This window comes from Streptomyces sp. NPDC023541, assembly GCF_055559995.1.
The window spans coordinates 348,091-369,163 of sequence record NZ_JBVHJO010000009.1 but is presented as its reverse complement, the minus strand read 5'-3'; the positions used below and the strand labels follow the sequence as shown (position 1 = coordinate 369,163).

Genomic DNA, 21,073 nt, shown 5'->3' with positions numbered 1-21,073 from the left:
ACCTCGTCGGCGAACGCGGACAACTGGTCGACCATCGTGTTGATGGTCTCCTTCAGCTCCAGGATCTCCCCCCGGGCATCCACCCGGATCTTCTGTGTCAGATCGCCCTGGGCCACGGCGGTGGTGACCTCGGCGATCGAACGGACCTGCGCGGTCAGATTGTCGGCCATGACGTTGACCGATTCCGTCAGGTCCTTCCACGTACCGGAGACGCCCTTCACGTCCGCCTGGCCGCCGAGTCTGCCCTCGGTGCCGACCTCGCGGGCCACCCGGGTGACCTCCCCGGCGAACCCGGAGAGCTGGTCGACCATCGTGTTGATGGTCTCCTTCAGCTCCAGGATCTCTCCGCGAGCGGTGACGGTGATCTTCTGGGAGAGGTCACCCTTGGCCACGGCCGTCGCGACCTGCGCGATGGAACGCACCTGGGCGGTGAGGTTTCCGGCCATGAAATTGACCGAATCCGTAAGGTCCAGCCAGGCGCCCCCGACGCCTGGTACGTCGGCCTGCCCGCCCAGGGTCCCCTCGGTGCCCACCTCGCGGGCGACCCTCGTCACCTCGGAGGTGAACAGCGACAGTTGGTTCACCATCCCGTTGAAGACGGTGGCGATCTCCCCGAGCAGCCCGTCCGCCCCGTCGGGCAGCCGGGTGCGGAAGTCCCCGTCCCGAACGGCGGTCAGCCCGGCCAGCAACCGGCGCAGCTCCGACTCGCCGATCCCGCCGTCACCCGGCAACGCCGGAGCGCCACCCAGTGGATCCGCGCCCGCCCGCTCGGCCATCCGTCACCCTCACTCTCGATACCAGCCGCGCCGACACGCGGATCAGGACAGCACCATGGAGCCAGGGCATGCCGGAGCGCCCGATTCCAGCGCGATCCGTCCCAACCGCAGCACCGGTTCCGGTGAAGGCTAGCGCCGCCGGAGGGGCGATGGAGCACGGTCGATCACTCCGGCGGCCGACGCATCCGGAATCCGGGGGAAGGGGACTTGCCGGGACCCCCACCCTCTCCGGCCCGAACTCACGTTCCCGCCAGGGTGCTTCGGAAATCTTCGGATGCGACGGCGGGCTCCGGGTAGACGAACCGGTAATGGACGGCGCAACGGCAGAAAAGGGGTGAGGACATTGGCGGTCAAAGCGGTGGGCTGGGCGCGTTCGTTCCCGATCTCGGAGGGCGTCCGGGCAGCGCGGCAGTGGACCGCCGAGCACCTGGCGTCCCTGCCGTGGAACGCATCGGCGGCCGACACGGTGCACTCCGTGCTGCTCTGCGTCTCCGAACTCGTCACCAACGCCCACCTGCACGCCGTCGGCACCGCGCACTTGGTACTGACCTGGGACGGCCGCTGCCTCCACGTCAGCGTCGCCGACTCCGATCCGCGGCTTCCCCGTACCCGGACACCCGAGGGCGACGCGAGCGCCACCTCCGGCCGCGGGCTGGGCATCGTCACCGCGCTGGCCGACTCCCTGGACGTGCACGCGTGCCACGGCGGCAAGTCGATCACCGCCTGCTTCCGGCCCGGCGGCGGGCCGGACCCGCACGCGGCCGAGCCGCGCGGAGACTGACCCGTGCTCAGGGAGACCGCGTGGAGCCGGTTCACGCCGCGACGGCGTCCTCGACGGTCGCGTGCAGGGAGAGGACCGTGTCGGCGCCGGTCACGGCGAAGAGCCGGCGCAGTTGCTCGCCCGGGGCGGCGATGCGCAGCGCGGTGATGTGGTGCAGCCGCAGGAGCAGGTTCAGGAACGAGGAGTCCCCGAAGGTGATGGACCCGGCGTCCAGGACCACCAGCGGATGCCGGCCGGCGGCCGCGGTGAGAGCTTCTTCCAGCGGGTCGAGCGTGTCCTGGTCCAGTTCCCCGTGGGCCGACACCACCCAGCCGTCGCCAGCCGGGTAGCCCTCCCCCACCGCTCCTGGCTGGTTCGCGTCCCCGAATCCGCTCATCTCCGCCTCCACGGATCGCCGCCTGTTCATCTCGTCAAGGGAGTATGCCTGCTCACGGCGGCGCCGCCGCGCCCCCGGGTCGTCCGGCGCCCCCAACGGGCGCACGGTCCGCGACGCCGGGAGAAAAACTCTGCGATTGATGTGTGTGGAATCAGAAAGACGGGGCACAAGCGCCTCGGCAGCCGCAGTCAATCGGGAGGGAGCGGCCACCATGTCGCGCTCGGCCACCGTTGTAGGCCCCGTTCGTACCACCGACGTGCACGTCCCCGTTCATGAACTGGAGGACCCCGGAGCACCGGCGCGGGACGAGGAACTGTCGCGGGTGGAGAACGCCCGCGAGATGTCACCCGCCGACGCTCGTGAGCTGTCCCGGCACTTCTTCCGGCGTCTGCAGTCGCTGGAGGAGGGCACGCACGAGTACCAGTACACGCGCAACACCCTGATCGAGATGAACCTCTCGCTCGTGCAGTTCGCCGCGCGGCGCTTCCGGGCCCGGGTGCTCGGCGGCGGCCTCGACATGGACGACATCATCCAGGTGGGCACCATCGGCCTCATCAAGGCCATCGACCGCTACGACCTCGACCGCGAGGTCGAGTTCTCCACGCTCGCCCTGCCGTACATCACGGGCGAGATCAAGCGGTACTTCCGTGACACCACCTGGGCGGTGCACGTCCCCCGCCGCCTGCAGGAGCTGCGAACGGAACTCGCCAAGGCCCAGGAGGCCCTGACCGACGTCCTGGGCCGGGCGCCGACGGTCAAGGAGGTCGCCCAGCACCTGGAGCTGTCCGAGGAGGAGGTCATCGACGGGCTGGTGGCCGCGAACGGCTACACGAGCGGTTCCCTCGACGCTTCCGGCGCCGACGGCGACGCGCCGTCCACGCCGAACGGGACCACCCGGCCGCTGGCGGAGCGCCTCGGCGAGGTCGATCCCGCCATGGAGCTCTTCGAGGAGTTCCACACCCTCGCGCCCCTGCTGGAGGAACTCGACGAGCGCGACCGGCGCATCCTGCAGATGCGCTTCGGCCAGGACAAGACCCAGGCCGAGATCGGCGCCGAACTGGGCATCTCGCAGATGCAGGTCTCCCGCCTGCTGTCCCGGACCCTGGCACGCCTGCGCGCCGGCATGCTCGCGGGGTAGGCGTGCACGATGACGCGGAGTCCGGGCGCGAGGGCGCCGCTGACCGCCCTGCCGCTGCAGGGCCGCCCCGGCGCGCGCCTGAGCGGCAGCTGCGACCTCGACACCCGGCAGGCCCTGTCCAGCGCCCTCGGCATCGTGGCCGGCATGCCCGGCGCCGTCGTCCACCTCGATCTCTCCACCGTGCGCTTCTTCGACGCGGCCTCGGTCGCGGAACTCGTACGGGCGTCGGCGGCCCTGAGCGGGCAGGGGCGGCGCCTGTTGCTCCACGACCCGCCGTACTCGCTGCGCAAGGTAGTGGAGATGTTCCCGGACGAGTGCGCCGCGCTGGAGGTCGCAGCATGATCACTGTTCCTGCGCCCGCCGGGCCGGGGGCCTTCGTCCATCCCGCGCTCTTCTACCGGGACCTGGACGAGTACGTGACGGGAGTGGGCGGCTTCGTACGCGCCGCCCTCGCGGCCGACGAGCCGGTGCTCGTCGCCGTACCCGGCCCGCACCTGGACGCCCTGCGCGAGAGCCTCGCCGTCGACGGCTCCGGGGTCACCTGGACGGACATGACGGAACTGGGCCGCAACCCCGGGCGCATCCTGGCCGCCCTCCAGGATTTCGCCGACCGGGACCCGAACCGGCCGGCGCGGATCGTCGGCGAGCCGATCTGGCCGGGCCGCTCCCCCGCCGAGGTGCTGGAGGCCACCCGCCACGAGGCCCTCATCAACAGTGCCTTCGCCGGCCGCCCCGCGACCGTCCTGTGCCCGTACGACGTCGTCGGGCTGGCGCCCGACGTGGTGCGGGACGCCCGGCGCACGCACCCCACGCTCATAGAGGGGGGCCGGGACCTGCCGAGCCCGGGCCACACCGGGCTCTCGGGGCTCTCGGCCGACCTGGACCGCCCGCTGCCCGAGCCCGACGGTGCGGTGGCCCGGCTCGCCTACGCCCACGGCGGGCTGGCCGAGGTACGCGAGTACGCCGAGGGCTGGGGACGCGGTACCGGCCTTTCCTCGGCGCGGCGCGGCGACCTGATCATGGCGATCAGCGAGGCGGCGGCCAACTCCCTCTCGCACGGTGGCGGTAAGGGCACGCTGCGCCTGTGGACCGTCGACGGGCCTGCGGCGGGTGTCGTCGCCGAGATCCACGACGACGGCCGGCTGGCCGACCCGCTGGCGGGGCGCCGCCGTCCCTCCCTCGCCTCGGCCCACGGCGGCCGCGGTCTGTGGATGATCCACCAGCTCTGTGACCTGGTGGAGGTCCGTGCCACGGAGAGCGGCCTGACGCTGCGGCTGCACGTGGCCACTCCCTGAGGGCAACTGTCGCCTACAATGTCACGCGCCCGCCAGGGCGACCACGGGACACCTGCGGTATGTGGACTGTGTCGTACATCGATCGTGGCTGCGCCGGGCATACGCCTGTGACAGAGACCAGTGCCAACGCGGGGGTGAGAGAGCTCAGTGGAGACGGTCGGAGCGGAAACGGGTGATCCTGTGGGTGTCGGCCTTCCCGCCGCGGGGCAGCGCCGCCGGCTCGCCCTGACGGGCGTCCGCGGTTCCGTGGCCAAGGGGCGCGACTTCACGCGCCAGGCCCTGAGGGACTGGGGCTGGGACAGGACCGAGACCGCCGAGGACACCCTGCTCCTCGTGTCCGAGCTGCTGACCAACGCGTCACTGCACGCGGGCGGCTGTCACGAACTGGTCCTCATGAGCGGGAAGGTCCTGCGCATCGAGGTGTACGACGGCACGACGGCGCTCCCCCGGCGCGATCCTGCACCCCGGCGAGGCGTCCCCGGCGGCCACGGCCTCCACATAGTGGAGCGGCTGTCCGACCGCTGGGGAGCCGATGTCCACGCGGGCGGAAAAGCCGTCTGGGCCGAGATCGAGGCCGCACGGCTGGTGTCCGGCGACGCCACGGGCCGTTAGAGAAGCGTCTCCCTCCGTAGTGGAGCCGCGCCCACGGGGTATCCGCGGGGCATGGAAACCTCTTCGGATCGGCCGGGCGGCACGCGGCGCCCGATGTGGGGTCGGATCATCGCCGGCGCAGCGGTGCTCGTAGTGCTGCTGGTGCTCGTGGAGCGCTTCAGTCTCGTGCCCGGATTCGGCGGACTCTTCGGCTCAGACACCAGGGACCGGTCGGGGCCCGCGCTGCTGAAGTCGGTGCAGGACATGGACCGGTACGAGGCGGCGGTCGGAAACTTCCAGGTCGTCGTGGACCTCGAGAAGGACGCGGCGTTCCTGCCGGACGCGATCCGCGGGACCCGCACGCTGTACGTGGGGGCCGGCACGGTCAGCGGCTACGTCGACATGAGTGGGCTGGACGAGCGCAGCGTCACCGTGAACGAGGACCGTACGGGGGCCGCGATCCGGCTGCCGCACGCGGTGCTCGGCACGGCGGCCCTCGACCCGAGCCGTTCGTACGCGGTGTCGAAGCAGCGGGGCCTGCTGGACCGGATCGGCGATCTGTTCTCCGACAACCCGGCCGGCGAGCAGGCCGTGCAGAAGCTCGCCGCGCAGCACATCGACGCGGCGGCCCGCGAGAGCGGCCTCGTCGACCGCGCCGAGAAGAACACCACGTCGATGCTGGAGGGGCTGCTGCGCTCCCTGGGTTTCCGCGAGGTGACGGTCACCTACGGCTGACGGCCCCAGGCGGGCTGCGCGGGGTCTTCCCGGACGGCCGCGAGGACGAACGCGTGGCCCGCCGGATCCGCGTAGCGGCGCACGGTCGTGCGGTTGTCCGGGCGGGTGCCGTCCTCCTCGGCCGCCACCGGGCGCGCCCCGAGGGCCACGGCTTCGCGCTCGGCCTCGTCGAGGGCTTCCTCCGCCACCAGGATCCGCAGGTGGACCTCCTGGGAGCCCTCCGGCAGCGGCCAGCTCGGCGTCGCGCGGTGCGGATCCCGGCGGACACCGAGCAGCGGGCCGGCGCGGCCGGTGACCAGGAACAGTTCGCCGTCGTCGGTGGCCGGGCCCGCCGACGCGCCGAGCAGTTGCGCGTAGAACCGGGCCAGCGGCTCGGGTTCGGCGCAGTCCAGGACGATCACACCTGTCTTGAGTACGGTCATGCCCCGCGTGTGCCCTGCGTCGTCGCCCGTACACGCGCCGTACCCGTCCCCGCGCCGGGGGCTGCGCATGCCACCGACGCGGCAGGGTAACCGCGCTGCGACACGTCCGGACGGACGCCCGCACCTCGGGGGTGCGGGACTGCCGATCGCAGGGAAGGGGTGCGCATGTCGCACGTCGAGGAATACGTCGAGGTCAACGTTCCGGTACGCACGGCCTACAACCAGTGGACTCAGTTCGAGGACTTCCCCGCCTTCATGGAGGGCGTCGAGCGCATCGACCAGCGCACCGACACGCTGACCCACTGGGTGACGAACGTCAACGGGGTGCGGCGCGAGTTCGACGCGCAGATCACCGAGCAGCTCCCGGACCAGCGCGTCGCGTGGATGACGGTCGACGGTGACGCCCGCCAGGCCGGGCTCGTCACCTTCCAGCCGATCGACGCGTCGACCACCAAGGTCGTCCTGCGCATGAACTGGGTGCCCGACGGTCTGGCCGAGGCCGCCGCCGACAAGCTCGGCTTCGTCAAGCGACAGGTCACGGGTGATCTGAAGCGGTTCAAGCTGTTCATCGAGTCGCGCGGGGTCGAAACGGGCGCCTGGCGGGGCGAGGTCTGACCGCCATGAGCGGCGAGGCTGCGAGCAGGGGCGCCCGGACCGTGTCGCGCGGCGGCACGGTCCGGGCGGTCGCGGGGAGATCCGGGCTGGTGGCGCACGGGGTGCTGTACGTGCTCATCGGGGTGCTCGCCGTACGCATCGCCTTCGGCGGCGGCGAACAGGAGGCCGACCGGCAGGGTGCCCTCCAGGAACTCGCGGACAAGCCGTTCGGCTCCGTCCTGATCTGGGCCGTGGGGATCGGTCTCGTGTGCATGGCGCTGTGGCGCCTGTCGGAGGCCGTCTTCGGCGCGGCCGGACCGAAGGGCGACAAGCCCACGAAGCGGCTGGCCGCGGCGGCCCGGTTCCTGTTCTACGCGGTGGTGGCCTTCTCCGTCTTCGCGTTCGCCGCGGGCGGCGGCGGCAGCTCCGGCGACGAACAGTCGCGTGACACGACCTCGAAGGCACTCGACCTGCCGGCCGGCCAGTGGCTGGTGGGCGCCGTCGGACTCGGGATCGCCGTCGCGGGCGTGGTCATCGCGGTGAAGGCGGCCCGGCGCGACTTCCGCAAGCACCTCGCCATGGGCGGGGCCCCGCAGGGCTCGCGCAAGGCGGTCGACTTCCTCGGAGTGGCTGGCGGGATAGCCCGCGGAGCCGTGTTCGCGGCGGTCGGCGGCTTCGTCCTGTACGCGGCGCTGCGCTACGACCCGGGGCAGGCGAAGGGGCTCGACGACACCCTGAGGTCGTTCTCCCTCACCCCGGCGGGCCCGTGGCTGCTGGTCGCGGTGGCCGTCGGACTGGCGTTGTACGGGGCGTTCGACTGGGCGATGGCCCGGTGGCGTCAGGTGTGAGCCGTTCCGCGAGGGGCGGAAGGAGCGGGAGGCCGCCGGTCTTCAAGGGGGTAACCCGCCTAAGCGGAGCCGGATCCGGGGCCATCTCGGCCAAGTTGGCCGTACGCCCCTGCAAGCCCCCGCAGTGACGTTCCATCTCGCTCGTACGGGGGCAGCCGCGTGGTGCTGCCGGTTCGTTCACCGAGGAGAGCTCACGATGACGAAGGTCCTGGTCCTGCACAACGTCAGCCTGGTCCGGTCCGCCCTGGCCGCCCTGCTGAGATCGGAAGGGCCTTTCGAGGTCACCTCCGCGGGCTGGCGGAGCGCTACACCCCGGACGGAGTCCTTACGGCCGGATGTGACGGTCGTCGACCTCGACTGTCCGGGGACGACGGCCGTGCTGGCCGACCACGGGCGCGCTGGGGACCGCCAGGTCCTCGCATCCCGCTCCCCCGTGCTGGTGCTCGCGTCGACCGGCGCGCCCGGTTCGCTGCACCGGGCCTTCCGCGCCGAGGCCCGCGGCTACGTCGACAAGGACGGCTCGCCGGGGCGGCTGGTCCGGGCGGTGCGGCGGGTCGCCGCGGGGGAACGGTTCATCGACGCCTCGCTGGCCTCCGCCTTCATGGAGGCGGACCCGGTCCCGCTGAGCCCGCGCGAGCTGAGTGTGCTGGCCCGGGCGGCGGAGGGAGATTCCATCGTCGAGATAGCCCGCGCACTGCACCTGGCGAGCGGAACGGTGCGCAACTACATGGCCGCGGCAACCCGCAAGACCGGCGCGCGCAACCTCATCGACGCGATCCGGATATCCCGGCGGGAGGGCTGGGTCTGATCCGCGGCCGCCGCGACCGCCGCAGGCGGGCGGGGCGGCCGGGTCATCCGTCGGTGGTCCCGTTCCACTCCCCCACCAGATCGCGGTAGAGGGGCGATCGGGCGGGGAGTTCCGCATGGGTGCCGCACACGGCGCGGGTCCCGTCCAGGACGAGGACCCGGTCGGCGCGTGCCGCGGAGGAGACGCGGTGGGCCACGACGACGAGGGTGCCGGGGCGGGCAGCGAGGGCCCGTTCGGCACGCTCCTCCGTACGCGGGTCCAGGTGGCAGGTGGCTTCGTCGAGGAGCAGGAGCGGCGCCGGCGAGAGGTAGGCGGCGGCGAGCGCGAGCTGCTGGCACTCGCCGCGGGACAACAGCCCGGGCCGCACCTGCGCGTCCAGCCCTCCCAGCCGCTCCACCAGGCCGTCCAGGCCCAGGACGCTGACGGCGTCCCGCACCCGGGCGTCACCGGTCAGGGCGTCTGCGGACCGGTGGTCGCCCGGGTCCGGGGCGAGGGAAAGGTGGGTGAGGTTCTCGCGCACGGTGCCGGTGAACACGTAGGCCTGCTGCGGCAGCAGGGTCCGCCGGGGGTCCGGACCGCGTGCCTCCGGCGCCCTGCGGGCGGCCGTGCCCGCGACGAGCACCGTGCCCGCGCCGGGTGTGAGCATCCCGGCGAGCAGGGCGGTGAGCGTGGATTTGCCGATGCCGCTCGGACCGACGACGGCGAGGTGTTCCCCCGGCCTCACGACCAGGTCGAGGGCGTCGAGTACGGGCGCAGCTCCGCGGCCGTAGGCGAAGGTGACGCCCCGCAGTTCGGCCGCCGCGGCGGCCGGAGCGACGGGGTCGGTGGCCCGCCGCGCCTCCGTCGCCGGAGCGGTGTCCGCAGCGGCCCGAGCGGCCGGAGCGGCCGGCAGTGGCGACAGGGGGGAGCAGAAGCGCTCCAGGACGACGAGCAGTCGGGATCCGGCGGAACCGAGAGCCGTCATCAGCGAGTTGAGGGCCGGCAGCAGGGACTGCACCACGTACGTGAGACCGCCGGCGAGCGTCCCGGCGGTGACCCCGTGGCCGAGCAGCCAGGGCGCCGCGGCGAGCAGTGCGATCACCGGCAGCCGGCCCGCCGTGCCCAGGGCCAAGGTGCGCAGGGCCGCCCAGCGCGCGAGTCGGCGGGCCAGCTGCTCCTGCGTGGCGATCAGGGGCTCGACCCGGTCCCGCGCCGCCGCCTGTCCGCCGCAGGCCACGATGTCGCGCAGGCCCTCGCCCAGCTCTCCCAGCCGGTCCGCGAGCGCCTCGTCGGTGTCCAGGGAGCGGCGTTGCACGGCCGCCATGGGCAGGAGCGTGGCCAGGAAGACAGCCACGCCGAGCAGCAGGGGCGGCAGCACGATCAGCAGCAGGACCGGGGCCAGGGCCGCCATGCCCGCGAAGGCGCCCACCGCGGTGAAGACGAACGAGCGCACCGTCAGCACCAGCCCGGCGAAGGAGTCCCGGGCCATCTCCGTCTGCTGGGTCAGGCGGGACACCGCGCCGGCGTCCGGAGGCCGTACCGGGTCGCCGATGGCGCGGTCCAGTGCCTGCCGGACCGCCCGCCGGACCAGGCCGTCCCGCAGCGGCTCGACGAGGTCCGCGAGTCCGGCGAACACACCGCGCAGCGCGAGGGCGCCGAGGAGCGCTCCGACCGCTGCCGCGGCCAGCCAGGCCAGTCCGGTGGCGGTGCGGCCGGCGAGGAAGCCGTCGTCGAGGGCGCGGGCCACTCCGTAGCCGCCGAGGAAGGTGTGCGCGGATTCGAGGAGCGACCATGCCGCCAGGCGTGCCAGGGCGCTCTTGCGGCCGCGCAGGAACCGCCGGCCCTCGGGAGCCACCCGGCGCCAGACCTCCGTCTCGGTGCCGGTGCCGGTGCCGGTCATCGTCCCGCCTCCTGCTTCCGTGGGGGCGACGGGCGGTCGTCCCTCTCCGTCCGGGGCGTCGCCGTCGTGCCGGCGGCGAACACCTCCCGGTAGGCGGGCTCGCGCCGCCACAGGTCGGCGTGGGTGCCGGCCGCCCGTATCCGTCCGCCGTCGAGCCATACGACGAGATCGGCGCGGACGGCGGACGAGAGGCGGTGGGCGACCACGATCCGGGTGCCGGGCCGGATCTCGCGGGCGAGCGCCCGCTCGACCTCCCGGGCGGTGACGGTGTCGAGGCTGGAGGTGGCGTCGTCCAGTACGAGGAGCCGGCCCGCGTGACAGAACGCCCTGGCCAGTCCCAGGCGTTGGACCTCGCCGCCGGACAGCGGGGCGTCGGCGAGGCGCGTCGCGTACCCGTCGGGCAGGCGCCGTACGAACGGGTCGGCGCCCGCGGCCCGTGCCGCGGCCCGGACCGCCTGAGGCCCGGGGGCCGGGCCGGCGCCGAACCCGATCGCGTCGCCGACCGTCCCGCCGAGCAGCACGGGCCTGTCGAAGGCGTAGCCCACCTCGCGGCGCAGGGTTTCGGCGGACAGCTCCCGCAGCGGCACGCCGTCCAACAGCACCCGGCCGGTGTCGGGGTCGGTGAGCCGGCCGGCCACGGCGGCGAACAGCGTCTTGCCGGCCCCTGAGCGGCCCACCACCGCCACCGTGCTGCCCCCGGGGATCACCAGGCTGATGTCCCGCAGGACGGCCGACCCGCCGCGCACAATCGTTACGTCACGCAGCTCCAGGGTGCCGGGCCCGCCGTCCGGCAGCTCGGCGCGGCCGTGGCCGAGCGGGGGCAGGGTCAGGAGGGCGGCGGTGCGGCGGGCGGCGGCCCTGCCGCGGACCACCGCCGCCAGTGCGCCGGTCACCGCGCCGACACCGGCGGCGAGGGCCGCGTACCGCAGCGCGGCGAGGAGTTCGCCGACCCCGATGGCCCCGGCCGACAGGCGGATGCCGCCGACGGCGAGGACCGCGTACAGGAGCATCGGCATCAGGGCCGCGGACCGCGCCGTCGTGCCGCCGTAGACCTGCCACATGCGCCTGCCCTCGGCGCCGAGTTCGGGCAGCCGCGCGAGGATGCGGGCGCGTTCGCGGTCTGCGGTCCCGGCGGCGGCGATCGTGCGCGCCCCGGCCAGCGCCTCGACGAGGCGTCCGGCGGTCGCGAGCTGCACCTGCTGGTAGCGGGCGACGCTGGTGAGGGTGTCGCGGGTGAAGGCCCGCAGCAGGAGCACCAGCAACGGCAGCCCCAGGAGGAAGGTGAGCGCCGTCCACGGGTCGATGAGCAAGAGCGCGGCCACCGCGCCGAGCGGCGGCAGCAGGGCGGCGGCGCCGTGCGCGACGGCCGCCGGGACCTTCCCCGCCTCCGCGGCGTGCGCGGTCAGCCTCGCGGCGGCCTCGCCGGGCGCGTGCCGGGCCGCGTGGTGCGGTGCGGTCCCCAGTAGCCGGGCGAGCCCGAGCCTGCGCAGCAGGGCGGTGGAGCGGCCGTCGACCTCCCCGGTCAGCCGTGCGGCGGCGGCGTCCAGGGCCACTTCGGCCGCGATGACGGCGGCGCACAGCAGCGTCCAGGCGGGGCCCGACGGGTCCGCGCGCAGCAGCAGGTCCAGGGTGTGGCCGAGGACGGCCGGTTCGGCGAGCGCCGCCGCGGCGGCCGCCAGCGTGCATCCGAGGACCGCGGCGGTGCGTCCGGCGCTGTGCCGGGCGGCTGCGACGAGCGCCCGGTCCGCGCCGCGCGCCAGGGCGGGTGGCTCCTGCGCCGGTCCGGCGGAGGCATCGGCGTCGGCGTCGGCGTCGGCGTCGGGAGGGCTCATCGGCGGATGCCTCCAGTGATGTGGTGCGGGCCCGGGCGGTGAACCGCCCGGGCCCGAGGTGACCCGGGTCAGTTACAGGTCGTGATGCTCAGGCTGCTGTCCCCGCAGAGGAGCAGGCTGGCGCGGCTGCCGCCGCCGGTCATCGCGACCTCGGTGGTCTCTTCCTTCGGGGTCTCCATCGACTGCAGGTCAAGAAGCGTCATGTCAGGTTCCTCTTCTTCTCTCGAGTGGTGCGATGGGTCACGGCCCCGGTCGGGACCGGCTCGTGGGCCGCGGCGGCGTCGCGCAGCGGCGGGAGGAACGGCAGGTGCGCGCGCCCGCCGGGCGCGGCGCTGCCGAGGGCGAGGAGAGCGCCGGCCGTGCCCGTGGTGAGGTCCATGGACAGCCGCATCATCTGCTCGCCGGGGAAGGCCAGATGCCCCTGGTACGGCACGGCGTGCCGGGCCAGTGCGTCGATCTGGCGGGCGATGGCACCGGATCCGGTACCCGGCCCGGGGGTGGTGGTCCGGGCGAGGTGGAGGATCATTCCGGCGGCGCCGCGCATCAGCCCGGGCTGGGCGTAGAAGGTGGCCTGCGCCGCCCGTACGATCTCCAGCCGGGCCTGTTCGAAGCGCTCGTCGGGACCGTGCTCCAGCCAGTCGTCGAGGACCATGCCGATGCCGACGCTGCCCTCGCCGAGGTACGGCATGGTGCGCCAGCCCTCGTTCACCTGGAGGGTGCCGTACGCGCTGGTGACGCAGCGGTCGAGGTCGCGGTGCAGTGCGTGGGCGGCCTGGATCAGCAGTTCCTTGTCGCCGGTGCGCTCGTAGAGGCGTACGCAGAGCAGGGCCGGGCCGGCGTTTCCGTACAACAGGCCTGCCCGGGTGGGCCGTTGCTCCGGCCGGGCGAGCAGTTCGGCGCAGCGCACGGCCGCGGAGTGCAGTTCGCGCTCGCCGCTCGCAGTGCCGAGCGCGTCCAGGGCGAGGCCGATGCCGGCGAGGCCGCCGTACAGGTCGGGGCCCGCGCTCTCCCAGGGCTGGTGCAGCAGCCGCTCGGCGAGGGCGAGGGCGCGCGCCGGGTGTCCGAGCCGGTGCAGAGTCCAGGCTGTGCCGGCGAGGCCGTCGTAGAAGCCGAGCGGAGTGCCTGAGGCCGGTTCCGCGGTCCGTTCGAGCAGCCACTCCTCGGCTTCCGGCCAGGGGCCGGCGCCGGTCTCGGCGAGGGCGTGGAGCACCCCGGCGATCCCGTTGCCGAAGCCGATGCCTCCGTGGGCGGTCGCGAACTGGGCGATGTCGCCGGGGACGAGGCGGTCCTCGCGGTGCGGGGTGGCGCTCGCCCGCAGCGCCGCGGTCATCGAGGCACGGGCGGCCGGCCATTCCCGGGGTTCGACGGGGAGGTACGGTCCGGCCGGTGCTTGCAGGCGGTCGCCCGGCCGGCCCTCCGGTACGCCGGACAGGATCTCCTCGACGGCCTCGTCGAGGAACCGGCGCGGTACGGGGAACTGCTCGGCGGCGACGGCGGCCAGGTGTGCGGCTTTGGTGCGGTCCATGACGAGGAGGCTGGTCAGCGGGAGGAACAGGGCGAGCCGCAGGCAGGCGAGGGCGTAGCGGTCGACGGCGAATCCGCGCCGCTCGGCGGGGGCGACGAAGGCCGGGTTGGCCACGGTCTGCCGCAGCCCCTCGTCGATGTGCGCGGCGGCCTCGAAGTCCAGCAGTGCGACGGATGGTTCGCCCGTCGCGTCCTCGGCCACCATGATGTTGAAGAGGTGGAGGTCGTTGAAGACGACCCCGCGGGAGTGGACGGCGTCGACGGCCTCGGTCACCCGCTGGTGGATCTTCAGCGCCCATTCGGTGTAGGAGGCGAGTTCCGCCGGAGCGGGGTCCGCCTCGATCAGCGGGTGGCGGCGGGCGAAGTAGGTGTTGAGCGGTTTGCCGTCGAGGTGTTGCAGCACCAGGAAGTGGTGGTCGCCGACCGTGAAGGCGCCGCGGACCGCCGGTACGCAGTCCAGGCCCGCCAGCCGTTCGAGCGCGGCTCGTTCGCGGTGCAGCCGGGTCACGGCGTCGGCGCCGTCGGCGGCGAGTCCGGCGTGCGGCCGGGCTTCCTTGAGGACCACGGTCTCGCCGGTGCGGGTGTCCTTGCCGACGTAGACGCCGCCGCCGTTGGAGAAGTGCAGCGCCCGCTCCACCGTGAAGGGGATGCCGGTCAGGGTGACGGCGGAACGCGCCTGGAGGTGGGGCGCCAGGAAGGCGGGCAGTTCGACCCACTCCGGCGGCTGGAAGGCGGGCCCGCGCCGGTCCGGTACGAGCCGGCCGTCGGGTGCCTCGACGGCCGGGACCAGTTCGCCGTGCTCGTCGTAGCAGTGCCGCAGGGTGAAGCTGCCGTAGCGCAGGTGGACCGGGCCGGCGCCCCAGCGCAGATCGCTGAGGATGTACGGGCCGGCCGCCCCGGCCAGCGCGGCGTCCAGGTCCTCCGCGACGCGGCGGCACTGCTGTTCGTCGGCGGGGTACACGGTGATGAACTTGCCGCTCGCCGCGCGGTCCGCGTACTTGGCGTTGCGCAGGTGCAGCAGGTAGCGGCTCGGGATGAACTTGAAGGCGATGTTCCGCTCGGTGCAGTAGGCGTGGACCGTCCCGAGCACCGATTCGGCGTTGTCGAGCGTGGCCGAGACGTGGATCTTCCAGCCCTGCGCGGGCAGTTCGGCGCCGGCGGGGCGCAGGGCGAGCCAGTCGCCGCTGCGGTGCGAGCGCCAGCCCGACGGGACGGGGGCGAGGGCGGCCGGGTAGCTCTCTCCGGCCCGCCGGTACGGCGCGTCGTAGAACCAGCGGTCTGCGTCGCAGAAGGCGGCGTACCCCTTGTTCACACCTGCTCCCTCGGTCGGTGGCAGACCCGAAGGTGTCACGCCCCGCGCGGGGTGCGACAGTCACCGCTGTCACCGATGGGGTGTGCAGTACTCACGAGTCACGAAGGGCGGCGGTGCCACCAGTGCCTGCGGCGCGGGTGCACGGCGCGGCCCAGCCGCAGGCCGATCAGGAGGTAACCCAGCAGCGCCCCGGCGGTGTTGAGGATGACGTCGTCGATGTCGAAGACGCGTCCGGTGACGAGGGCTCCCTGGATCAGTTCCACCAGCGTCATCAGGCACACGGTCACGACGGCGACCCGCAGCAGTCCGCGGGCGGGCGGCAGCAGGACGGGCAGGAGCACCCCGAACGGCACGCCGAGCAGCAGGTTGCCGCCCAGTTGGCGTGCCGCCTCGACCGTCGACGCCCCTTCCAGGTAGGCGCCGATCGAGTGCCCGGGCCGGAGGTTGCTGTGCACGAGGGCCGCCGAGGCGGCGGACGGTTCCAGGGTCAGCCGGGCCAGGACCACGCTGAACAGGACGGTTCCGGCGAAGGCCGCCAGCATGGCCAGGGCCCGGACGGCCGGGTGGGCCGGGTGGGCAGGGCGGGCCGGGTGGGCCGGGCGGCTCTTGGTACTGGTGTCCGGTCGCACCGCTTCCCGGGGTTCTTCGTCGCGCCGTCGCGCGTGGCTCCACGTCATGGGGGCGCGTCTACCCGGCGGGCGGGCCGGTACGCGGGGGCCTCACGGCGCATGGGCGCGGGCCCGGGAGGGCACGCGCACGGGGTGACCGACATCCCCCGCACCACTTCGCGTCGAGGCGATCCGCCCGCCGCCGCCTCTGCCGCCCCCGGCCTCGCGGCCCGCACCCGCGCGCAGTTGCGGCGTACGGCCGTCCGCGTGTGGACGGACAATCTGGCCGACCACGCGGCCGCCCTCACCTACTACGCCCTGCTGGCGCTGCTGCCGGCGCTCGTCATCGCCGTCTGTGTCGTGGGGTTGCTGGGAGGGGCACGGCGGGACCGGCTCGTCGCCGACCTGACCGCCTACGCGCCGCCGCAGTCGGCGCAGGTGCTCCGAGAGGCGCTGGGCGGCCTCCCCGAGGGGCATTCGTCGATGTGGGCCCTGCTGCTCGGCGGGGTGGTGAGCGCGCTGTGGTCGGCGTGCAGTTACCTGGCGGTGTTCCGCCGCGCCCTGCACACGATGCACCGGGTGCCGGACACGCGGCGTCCGCTGCGTGCCGCGCACACCCTCGTCGTCCACGCGGCGCTGCTGCTGGTGCTGCTCGTCGTCGGCGCCGTGGGTCTGGTCGTGTCGGGGCCGCCGGCCCGTTGGGCCGCGCGGGCCGTGGGAGCGGGCGGTGCGGAAGCCGTCGCGTTCCTGCGCTGGCCCGTGCTCCTGGTGGTGGTGACCCTCCTGGTACTGGTCCTCTTCCGGACCGGGCCGGCCCAGAGCCGGGGCACCAGGCGGGGCCTGCCCGGCGGCGTACTGGCGGCGCTGCTGTGGCTGGCCGCCTCGGTGCTCTTCACGCTGTACACGCAACTGGACACCTACGGCCGCCTGTACGGGTCGCTGGCCGGGATCGTGGTCTTCGTCGTCTGGCTCTGGTTCGCCAATCTGGCGCTGGTCACCGGCGCCCAGTTCAACGCCGAGCGGGCGCGGGAGCCGGCGGCCGGGGCCCGGGAGCCGGCGGCCGGGGCCCGGGAGCCGGCGGCCGGGCCGCGGGCCTGAGGCCCTGCGGACCGGCCGCGCAGGAGGCCCTACTTCGCGCGCCGGGCCCGGCGGGCCCGCCGGGCGAGCACGGCAGCGGTCAGTACGCCGGCGACGGTGGCCAGCGCGGTGCGGTTGGCCCGTGCCAAGGTCGCGGCGCGGCCCGCCCCGGCCTTCGCGGAGTCGAGGTTGCGGTGCCCGGCGAGCCGTCCGGCGCGGGCGGCGGTGTCCCGGACGCGGGTCGCCGTACGGAGCGCCCCGGCGAGGACGGGATCGGGTGTCCTGTCCTCCACCAGACGCCCGACGTGCACGGCCGTGTCCCGGAGCCGACCGGTCGCGCGTGTGACGTGCTTGCGGAGCTCCGCCGGGGTGGGGACGGACCTTTCGTTCACGTGCGGTATCAGCGTCATGGCGATGCCCTCTCCTTGAAGTACTCGTTCTCGGCATGGAGTTGTCAGCGTTCGGCGGTGTGCTGCGCGGGTACCCGGCAACGGCCCGATCACGCGCGCGGGGACCGGAACACGGCCCGTCAGCCCGCACCGCCCGGGAAGATCTCCTTGGCCTTGGCGACGGCGAAGCCCCATGCCTGGCCTACGGTCGGCTTCGCGGGAACGGCGACCTCGCCGGGGTTGGTCAGTACGTCCAGCAGGACGGGACCCGGGGTCTCGAACGCCTTGCGCACGCCGTCGTGGAGGTCGTCGGGGTCGGTGACGCGGATCCCCGTGAGTCCGAGGGCGGTGGCGACGGCGGCGAAGTCGGGATTGTCCAGGACGGTGCCGAACTCGGGCAGCCCGCCCTGTTCCTGTTCGAGTTCGACCATGCCCAGGCGGCGGTTGTCGAAGACGACGATCTTCACGGGCAGCCGGTACGCGGCGATCGTCATCAGGTCGCCCAGCAGCATGCCCAGGCCGCCGTCACCGCACAGGGCGACGACCTGCCGCTGGGGCGCCCAGAGCTGTGCTCCGAGGGCCTGGGGCATGGCGTTGGCCATCGACCCGAGGTTGTACGAGCCGATCAGGCGGCGGCCGCCGCGCAGGGTGACGAAGCGGGAGAGCCAGACGGTGGCCATGCCGGTGTCGGAGGTGAAGACGGCGTCGTCGGCTGCGTACGAGTCCACCGCGGCGGCCAGGGCCTCGGGGCGGACGGCATGGTCCCGGTTGTCCAGGGCCGCCCGCAGCCTGCCGGTCGGGCGCCGGTCGTGGGCCGGGTCGGCCAGCCGCCGCTGTCCTTCCCGCCATTTCGCGAACCGGTTCCGGGCGTCGTCGAGATGGGCCCGGTCGGGTGCCTTCTCCAGCAGCGGCAGCAGGGCCCGCAGCGTCGCCCCCACGTCTCCGGCCAGGCCGACGTCGACGGGCACCCGGCGCCCCAGGTGCTCCTCGCGGACGTCGATCTGGACGACCTTGCGGCCCTTCGGGTACCAGTCGCGGTAGGGGAAGTCGGTACCCAGCATGAGCAGGGCGTCGCCGTGGTCGAGGGCGTGCGCGGCGGCGGGGTTGCCGATCAGGCCGGTCTGGCCGACCTCGTAGGCGTTGTCGTGCTCGAAGCCCTCCTTCGCCTTGAGGGTGAGCACCATGGGCGCGGCGAGCAGCTCGGCGGTGCGGAGCACTTCGGCACGGGCGTCGCGGGCTCCGCGGCCGACCAGCAGGGTGACCCGGGATGCGGTGTTCAGGAGTTCGGCCGCCTCGGCGAGGGCTGCGTCGTCCGGGCGGGTGACGGCGTGGCCGAGGGCGAACCGGACGGGCCGGTCCTCGCCCAGCTCCATGTCGCCGAGGTCCGCGGGCACGGTGAGGACCGCCACTCCACCCTGGCCGACGGCCGCGCGGACGGCGGACTCCAGCATGCGGGGCATCTGCTCCGGGGAGGTGACGGTGGCGCGGTAGACGGCCACGTCACGGAAGAGGAGGTCGTTGTCGACTTCCTGGAAGTAGTCGCCGCCCATCTCGGCGCGGGGGACCTGGCCGCAGATCGCGAGCACCGGGGCCCGGCTCTTGGCCGCGTCGTACAGCCCGTTGAGGAGGTGTACGGAGCCTGGCCCGACGGTGCCCGCGCACACTCCGATGACGCCCGAGAGCTGGGACTGCGCGCCGGCGGCGAAGGCGGCGGCCTCTTCGTGCCGGCAGCCGATCCAGTCCAGGCCGTCGGTGGTGCGGATCGCTTCGGTCAGTGGGTTCAGTGCGTCTCCGACGACTCCGAAGACGTGCTGGACGCCCAGGCTCTTCAGTCCGTCGACGATGACGTGGGCGACGGTGCGTGATGCCACAGGAGTACCCTCCGGTCGGTTCGGTACGGCTCCCCGTCGGTGCGGGTGCCGGGTTCAGTGGGCGAAACGGTCGGGGTCGGCCGCCTGCCAGTCGGATGCCCAGTCGGCGGGTGCGGATGCGAGCAGTTGGCCCGGGGTGAGCCAGGTGTGGAGTTCGGCGTAGGAGCGCACGGTGTGCGGGTCCACGCGCTGGAGCAGCATGTGGGGGCGCAGGCCGCGCGGGTCGTCGACCCCCAGCGAGGCCATGATCTGGAGGGCGCTCTTGACCGTGGCCTCCTGGTAGCGCCGTACCCGCTGCGACTTGTCGGCGACGTCGACGGCGCGGGCGCGCCGCTCGTCCTGGGTGGCGACACCGACGGGGCAGGTGTTGGTGTGGCAGCGCTGGGCCTGGATGCAGCCGACGGCGAACATCATGGCGCGGCCGGCGTTGGTGTAGTCGGCCCCCTGGAGCAGGCGTTTGACGATGTCGCTGCCGGTGGCGACCTTGCCGCTGGCCCCGATCCGGATCCGGTCGCGCAGCCCGACGCCCACGAGGGCGTTGTGCACGGCCATCAGGCCCTCGCCGAGCGGCAGGCCGATGTTGTCGACGAACTCCAGCGGCGCCGCGCCGGTACCGCCCTCCGCGCCGTCGACGACGATGAAGTCCGGAGTGCTGCCTTCGTCCAGCATGGCCTTGCACACGGCGAGGAACTCGCGGCGCGAGCCGAGGCACAGCTTGAAGCCGACGGGCTTGCCGTCGGCGAGTTCGCGCATGCGCGCCAGGAAGCGCACCAGCTCGCGCGGGGTGGAGTACACGCGGTGGAAGGGCGGTGAGATGACGGTCCGGCCCTGCGGGACGCCGCGGATGCGGGCGATCTCCTCGTTGACCTTGGCGGCCGGCAGGACGCCGCCGATGCCGGGCTTGGCACCCTGGCTGATCTTCAGTGACACGCACTTGACGTGCTCGTGGGCGGCCTTGCGGGCGAACTCCCGCTCGTCGAAGCCGCCGTCGGCCGTCCTGCAGCCGAAGTACCCGGTGCCGATCTCCCACACGAGGTCCCCGCCGGGGCGCAGGTGGTACTCCGACAGACCGCCCTCACCGGTGTCGTGGGCGAATCCGCCGAGCCGCGCACCGGTGTTGAGCGAGAGGACGGCCCGGGCCGAGAGGGAGCCGAAGCTCATCGCCGAGACGTTCAGCAGGGCCATGTCGTAGGGCCGGGTGCAGTCGGGGCCGCCGATGCGGACCTTGGGGGCGGTGGTGCTCACCGGCCGGGGGGCCATGGACGGGGTGAGGTACTCGCTGCCGGCCCGGTAGAGGTCGAGTTCGGTGCCGAACGGCTCCTCCGCGTCGGTGCCCTTGGCGCGCTCGTAGACGATGTCGCGGGTGTCGCGGTCGAAGGGGCGGCCGTCGAAGTTCCGCTCGATGAAGTACTGCTGGAGCTCCGGCCGCAGCTTCTCCAGCGCGAAGCGGAGGTGTCCGAGCACCGGGTAGTTCCGCAGGACGGAGTGCCGCCGCTGCACCACGTCGTGGAGGGCCGTCGCCGCGAGCAGGAGCAGCGGAGCGGCCGCGGCCGACCACCAGGGCGAGACGAGGACGGCGGCGGCGCAGGCCACCACCGCGAGCGGGACGAGGACGGCGACCACAAGTAGTTTCAGCACATCGCGCTTGTGTCCCGGAGCCGCGGAGCCATGCGGTCGGCCGGCGGTGCTCCTCCTCGCGGAACACGGCACGGCCGTGGGCCCGAACTCGGGGAGTTCGGGCCCACGGCCTCGCAGCGGTCGGACTCCGGCCGGTCAGAGCGGCGGGAGGCCGAGACGGGTGGTGGCGTAGTAGGTGCCCAGTTCCTCGCGGTAGTCCCGGTCGCCGAGGTGCTTCTCCCGGTGGAACTCGGGGGCGTCCTTGATCTGGCCCTTGGTGCGGTCCACGTAGACGGTCCGCTCCTCCGGGTCGATGCTGACGACGGTGCTCGCCGGCAGCAGGACCTCCTTGCCGAAGATCCAGACCCCGGTGTCCACGACCAGGTAGGCGTCACCGACCTCGTCGGAGTGCTTGTCCACCTTGCCGATGCCGCCGTCGGTCGCCTCGACCTTGTAGCCGGTCAGATCGGTGCCGGCCAGGTGGCCCGAGGTCGACTTGTAACTCCACACATGCTCAGTCACGCGGAAACAACTCCTCCGATGGACGGGGGACGGCGGGGGACCCCCCGGCCGTCCGTCCTTCTTCGTACGTCGTGCACG

The 21,073-nt window shown here is 73.5% G+C and carries 22 protein-coding genes; 10 read left to right on the top strand and 12 right to left on the bottom strand.

Going from position 1 to position 21,073, the window contains the following annotated elements:
• Positions 1–776, bottom strand: a 776-nt coding sequence (locus ACZ3X1_RS24280) for a HAMP domain-containing protein (protein ID WP_467280938.1), incomplete at its 3' end; no start/stop codon positions are given.
• Between the two features lie 343 nt (positions 777–1,119).
• Here ACZ3X1_RS24280 and ACZ3X1_RS24275 point away from each other — a divergent pair.
• On the top strand, positions 1,120–1,557 hold the full coding sequence (locus ACZ3X1_RS24275) for an ATP-binding protein (protein WP_362635365.1): 438 nt from the start codon (positions 1,120–1,122) through the stop codon (positions 1,555–1,557).
• Positions 1,558–1,588: 31 nt separating this feature from the next.
• On the opposite strand, the gene ACZ3X1_RS24270 is transcribed toward ACZ3X1_RS24275, so the two are convergent.
• Positions 1,589–1,933, bottom strand: a complete 345-nt coding sequence (locus ACZ3X1_RS24270) for an STAS domain-containing protein (RefSeq protein WP_362635362.1) — start codon at positions 1,931–1,933, stop codon at positions 1,589–1,591.
• Between the two features lie 211 nt (positions 1,934–2,144).
• On the opposite strand from ACZ3X1_RS24270, the gene ACZ3X1_RS24265 reads away from it, so the two are divergent.
• The 5 genes from ACZ3X1_RS24265 to ACZ3X1_RS24245 all read left to right on the top strand — a co-directional run bounded on the left by ACZ3X1_RS24265 (position 2,145) and on the right by ACZ3X1_RS24245 (position 5,692).
• Complete coding sequence (locus tag ACZ3X1_RS24265) at positions 2,145–3,071, top strand: SigB/SigF/SigG family RNA polymerase sigma factor (RefSeq protein WP_390078292.1); 927 nt, start codon at positions 2,145–2,147, stop codon at positions 3,069–3,071.
• Positions 3,072–3,080: 9 nt separating this feature from the next.
• Entirely contained in the window at positions 3,081–3,413 is a 333-nt protein-coding gene (locus tag ACZ3X1_RS24260) for an STAS domain-containing protein (protein WP_467280937.1), read from the top strand.
• A complete protein-coding gene (locus ACZ3X1_RS24255; protein ID WP_467280936.1) occupies positions 3,410–4,366 on the top strand; it encodes an anti-sigma factor RsbA family regulatory protein in 957 nt (318 codons plus the stop codon). Before ACZ3X1_RS24260 ends, ACZ3X1_RS24255 begins: the two co-directional genes overlap by 4 nt.
• 180 nt (positions 4,367–4,546) lie before the next feature.
• On the top strand, positions 4,547–4,978 hold the full coding sequence (locus tag ACZ3X1_RS24250) for an ATP-binding protein (protein ID WP_390078295.1): 432 nt from the start codon (positions 4,547–4,549) through the stop codon (positions 4,976–4,978).
• A 51-nt stretch (positions 4,979–5,029) separates the two neighbouring features.
• Positions 5,030–5,692, top strand: a complete 663-nt coding sequence (locus ACZ3X1_RS24245) for a DUF4230 domain-containing protein (protein WP_467280935.1) — start codon at positions 5,030–5,032, stop codon at positions 5,690–5,692.
• Here ACZ3X1_RS24245 and ACZ3X1_RS24240 read toward each other — a convergent pair.
• A complete protein-coding gene (locus ACZ3X1_RS24240) occupies positions 5,683–6,114 on the bottom strand; it encodes a VOC family protein (protein ID WP_467280934.1) in 432 nt (143 codons plus the stop codon). The genes ACZ3X1_RS24245 and ACZ3X1_RS24240 overlap by 10 nt on opposite strands.
• A 165-nt stretch (positions 6,115–6,279) precedes the next feature.
• Between ACZ3X1_RS24240 and ACZ3X1_RS24235 the strand changes: the two genes are divergently transcribed.
• The 3 genes from ACZ3X1_RS24235 (at position 6,280) to ACZ3X1_RS24225 (ending at position 8,364) form a co-directional block, all read left to right on the top strand.
• Entirely contained in the window at positions 6,280–6,729 is a 450-nt protein-coding gene (locus ACZ3X1_RS24235) for an SRPBCC family protein (RefSeq protein ID WP_390078301.1), read from the top strand.
• 5 nt (positions 6,730–6,734) lie between these two features.
• On the top strand, positions 6,735–7,556 hold the full coding sequence (locus ACZ3X1_RS24230; protein ID WP_467280933.1) for a DUF1206 domain-containing protein: 822 nt from the start codon (positions 6,735–6,737) through the stop codon (positions 7,554–7,556).
• A gap of 196 nt (positions 7,557–7,752) precedes the next feature.
• Positions 7,753–8,364 carry a response regulator transcription factor gene (locus tag ACZ3X1_RS24225; protein ID WP_467280932.1) on the top strand — a complete coding sequence of 204 codons (612 nt, stop codon included), beginning with the start codon at positions 7,753–7,755 and terminating at the stop codon, positions 8,362–8,364.
• 43 nt (positions 8,365–8,407) lie between these two features.
• Here the strand turns inward: ACZ3X1_RS24225 and ACZ3X1_RS24220 are convergent, their stop codons facing one another.
• From ACZ3X1_RS24220 to ACZ3X1_RS24200, 5 genes are all read right to left on the bottom strand, one after another.
• Positions 8,408–10,243 carry an ATP-binding cassette domain-containing protein gene (locus ACZ3X1_RS24220; RefSeq protein ID WP_467280930.1) on the bottom strand — a complete coding sequence of 612 codons (1,836 nt, stop codon included), beginning with the start codon at positions 10,241–10,243 and terminating at the stop codon, positions 8,408–8,410.
• Positions 10,240–12,075 (bottom strand): ATP-binding cassette domain-containing protein, encoded by a 1,836-nt coding sequence (locus ACZ3X1_RS24215; RefSeq protein WP_467280929.1) that lies wholly within the window; start codon positions 12,073–12,075, stop codon positions 10,240–10,242. Before ACZ3X1_RS24215 ends, ACZ3X1_RS24220 begins: the two co-directional genes overlap by 4 nt.
• A gap of 68 nt (positions 12,076–12,143) precedes the next feature.
• Positions 12,144–12,278, bottom strand: coding sequence for a SapB/AmfS family lanthipeptide (locus tag ACZ3X1_RS24210; protein ID WP_030655136.1), 135 nt, complete (start codon positions 12,276–12,278; stop codon positions 12,144–12,146).
• The gene (gene lanKC / locus ACZ3X1_RS24205; protein ID WP_467280928.1) at positions 12,275–14,911 is read right to left on the bottom strand and encodes a class III lanthionine synthetase LanKC; all 2,637 of its coding nucleotides are present in this window, start codon (positions 14,909–14,911) and stop codon (positions 12,275–12,277) included. Before lanKC ends, ACZ3X1_RS24210 begins: the two co-directional genes overlap by 4 nt.
• Positions 14,912–15,009: 98 nt before the next feature.
• The gene (locus ACZ3X1_RS24200) at positions 15,010–15,588 is read right to left on the bottom strand and encodes a VanZ family protein (RefSeq protein WP_467280927.1); all 579 of its coding nucleotides are present in this window, start codon (positions 15,586–15,588) and stop codon (positions 15,010–15,012) included.
• A gap of 93 nt (positions 15,589–15,681) precedes the next feature.
• Here ACZ3X1_RS24200 and ACZ3X1_RS24195 point away from each other — a divergent pair, with 93 nt between their 5' ends.
• Positions 15,682–16,617 (top strand): YihY/virulence factor BrkB family protein, encoded by a 936-nt coding sequence (locus ACZ3X1_RS24195; RefSeq protein WP_467280956.1) that lies wholly within the window; start codon positions 15,682–15,684, stop codon positions 16,615–16,617.
• 29 nt (positions 16,618–16,646) lie between these two features.
• On the opposite strand, the gene ACZ3X1_RS24190 is transcribed toward ACZ3X1_RS24195, so the two are convergent.
• The 4 genes from ACZ3X1_RS24190 to ACZ3X1_RS24175 form a co-directional block, all read right to left on the bottom strand.
• Positions 16,647–17,006, bottom strand: coding sequence for a hypothetical protein (locus tag ACZ3X1_RS24190; protein ID WP_362623499.1), 360 nt, complete (start codon positions 17,004–17,006; stop codon positions 16,647–16,649).
• Positions 17,007–17,125: 119 nt separating this feature from the next.
• A complete protein-coding gene (locus tag ACZ3X1_RS24185) occupies positions 17,126–18,856 on the bottom strand; it encodes a thiamine pyrophosphate-dependent enzyme (protein WP_467280926.1) in 1,731 nt (576 codons plus the stop codon).
• Between the two features lie 54 nt (positions 18,857–18,910).
• A complete protein-coding gene (locus tag ACZ3X1_RS24180) occupies positions 18,911–20,491 on the bottom strand; it encodes an FMN-binding glutamate synthase family protein (protein WP_390078404.1) in 1,581 nt (526 codons plus the stop codon).
• A 138-nt stretch (positions 20,492–20,629) separates the two neighbouring features.
• Positions 20,630–20,995 (bottom strand): PRC-barrel domain-containing protein, encoded by a 366-nt coding sequence (locus ACZ3X1_RS24175; protein WP_362623507.1) that lies wholly within the window; start codon positions 20,993–20,995, stop codon positions 20,630–20,632.
• Positions 20,996–21,073: the final 78 nt, after the last annotated feature.

Excerpts from the sequence above, each read along its gene's own strand:
- ACZ3X1_RS24270 (WP_362635362.1), bottom strand. The coding sequence starts at position 1,933 with ATGAGCGGATTCGGGGACGCGAACCAGCCAGGAGCGGTGGGGGAGGGC.
- ACZ3X1_RS24265 (WP_390078292.1), top strand. The coding sequence starts at position 2,145 with ATGTCGCGCTCGGCCACCGTTGTAGGCCCCGTTCGTACCACCGACGTG.
- ACZ3X1_RS24260 (WP_467280937.1), top strand. The coding sequence starts at position 3,081 with ATGACGCGGAGTCCGGGCGCGAGGGCGCCGCTGACCGCCCTGCCGCTG.
- ACZ3X1_RS24255 (WP_467280936.1), top strand. The coding sequence starts at position 3,410 with ATGATCACTGTTCCTGCGCCCGCCGGGCCGGGGGCCTTCGTCCATCCC.
- ACZ3X1_RS24245 (WP_467280935.1), top strand. The coding sequence starts at position 5,030 with ATGGAAACCTCTTCGGATCGGCCGGGCGGCACGCGGCGCCCGATGTGG.
- ACZ3X1_RS24240 (WP_467280934.1), bottom strand. The coding sequence starts at position 6,114 with ATGACCGTACTCAAGACAGGTGTGATCGTCCTGGACTGCGCCGAACCC.
- ACZ3X1_RS24235 (WP_390078301.1), top strand. The coding sequence starts at position 6,280 with ATGTCGCACGTCGAGGAATACGTCGAGGTCAACGTTCCGGTACGCACG.
- ACZ3X1_RS24230 (WP_467280933.1), top strand. The coding sequence starts at position 6,735 with ATGAGCGGCGAGGCTGCGAGCAGGGGCGCCCGGACCGTGTCGCGCGGC.
- ACZ3X1_RS24225 (WP_467280932.1), top strand. The coding sequence starts at position 7,753 with ATGACGAAGGTCCTGGTCCTGCACAACGTCAGCCTGGTCCGGTCCGCC.
- ACZ3X1_RS24220 (WP_467280930.1), bottom strand. The coding sequence starts at position 10,243 with ATGACCGGCACCGGCACCGGCACCGAGACGGAGGTCTGGCGCCGGGTG.
- ACZ3X1_RS24215 (WP_467280929.1), bottom strand. The coding sequence starts at position 12,075 with ATGAGCCCTCCCGACGCCGACGCCGACGCCGACGCCGATGCCTCCGCC.
- ACZ3X1_RS24210 (WP_030655136.1), bottom strand. The coding sequence starts at position 12,278 with ATGACGCTTCTTGACCTGCAGTCGATGGAGACCCCGAAGGAAGAGACC.
- ACZ3X1_RS24200 (WP_467280927.1), bottom strand. The coding sequence starts at position 15,588 with ATGACGTGGAGCCACGCGCGACGGCGCGACGAAGAACCCCGGGAAGCG.
- ACZ3X1_RS24190 (WP_362623499.1), bottom strand. The coding sequence starts at position 17,006 with ATGACGCTGATACCGCACGTGAACGAAAGGTCCGTCCCCACCCCGGCG.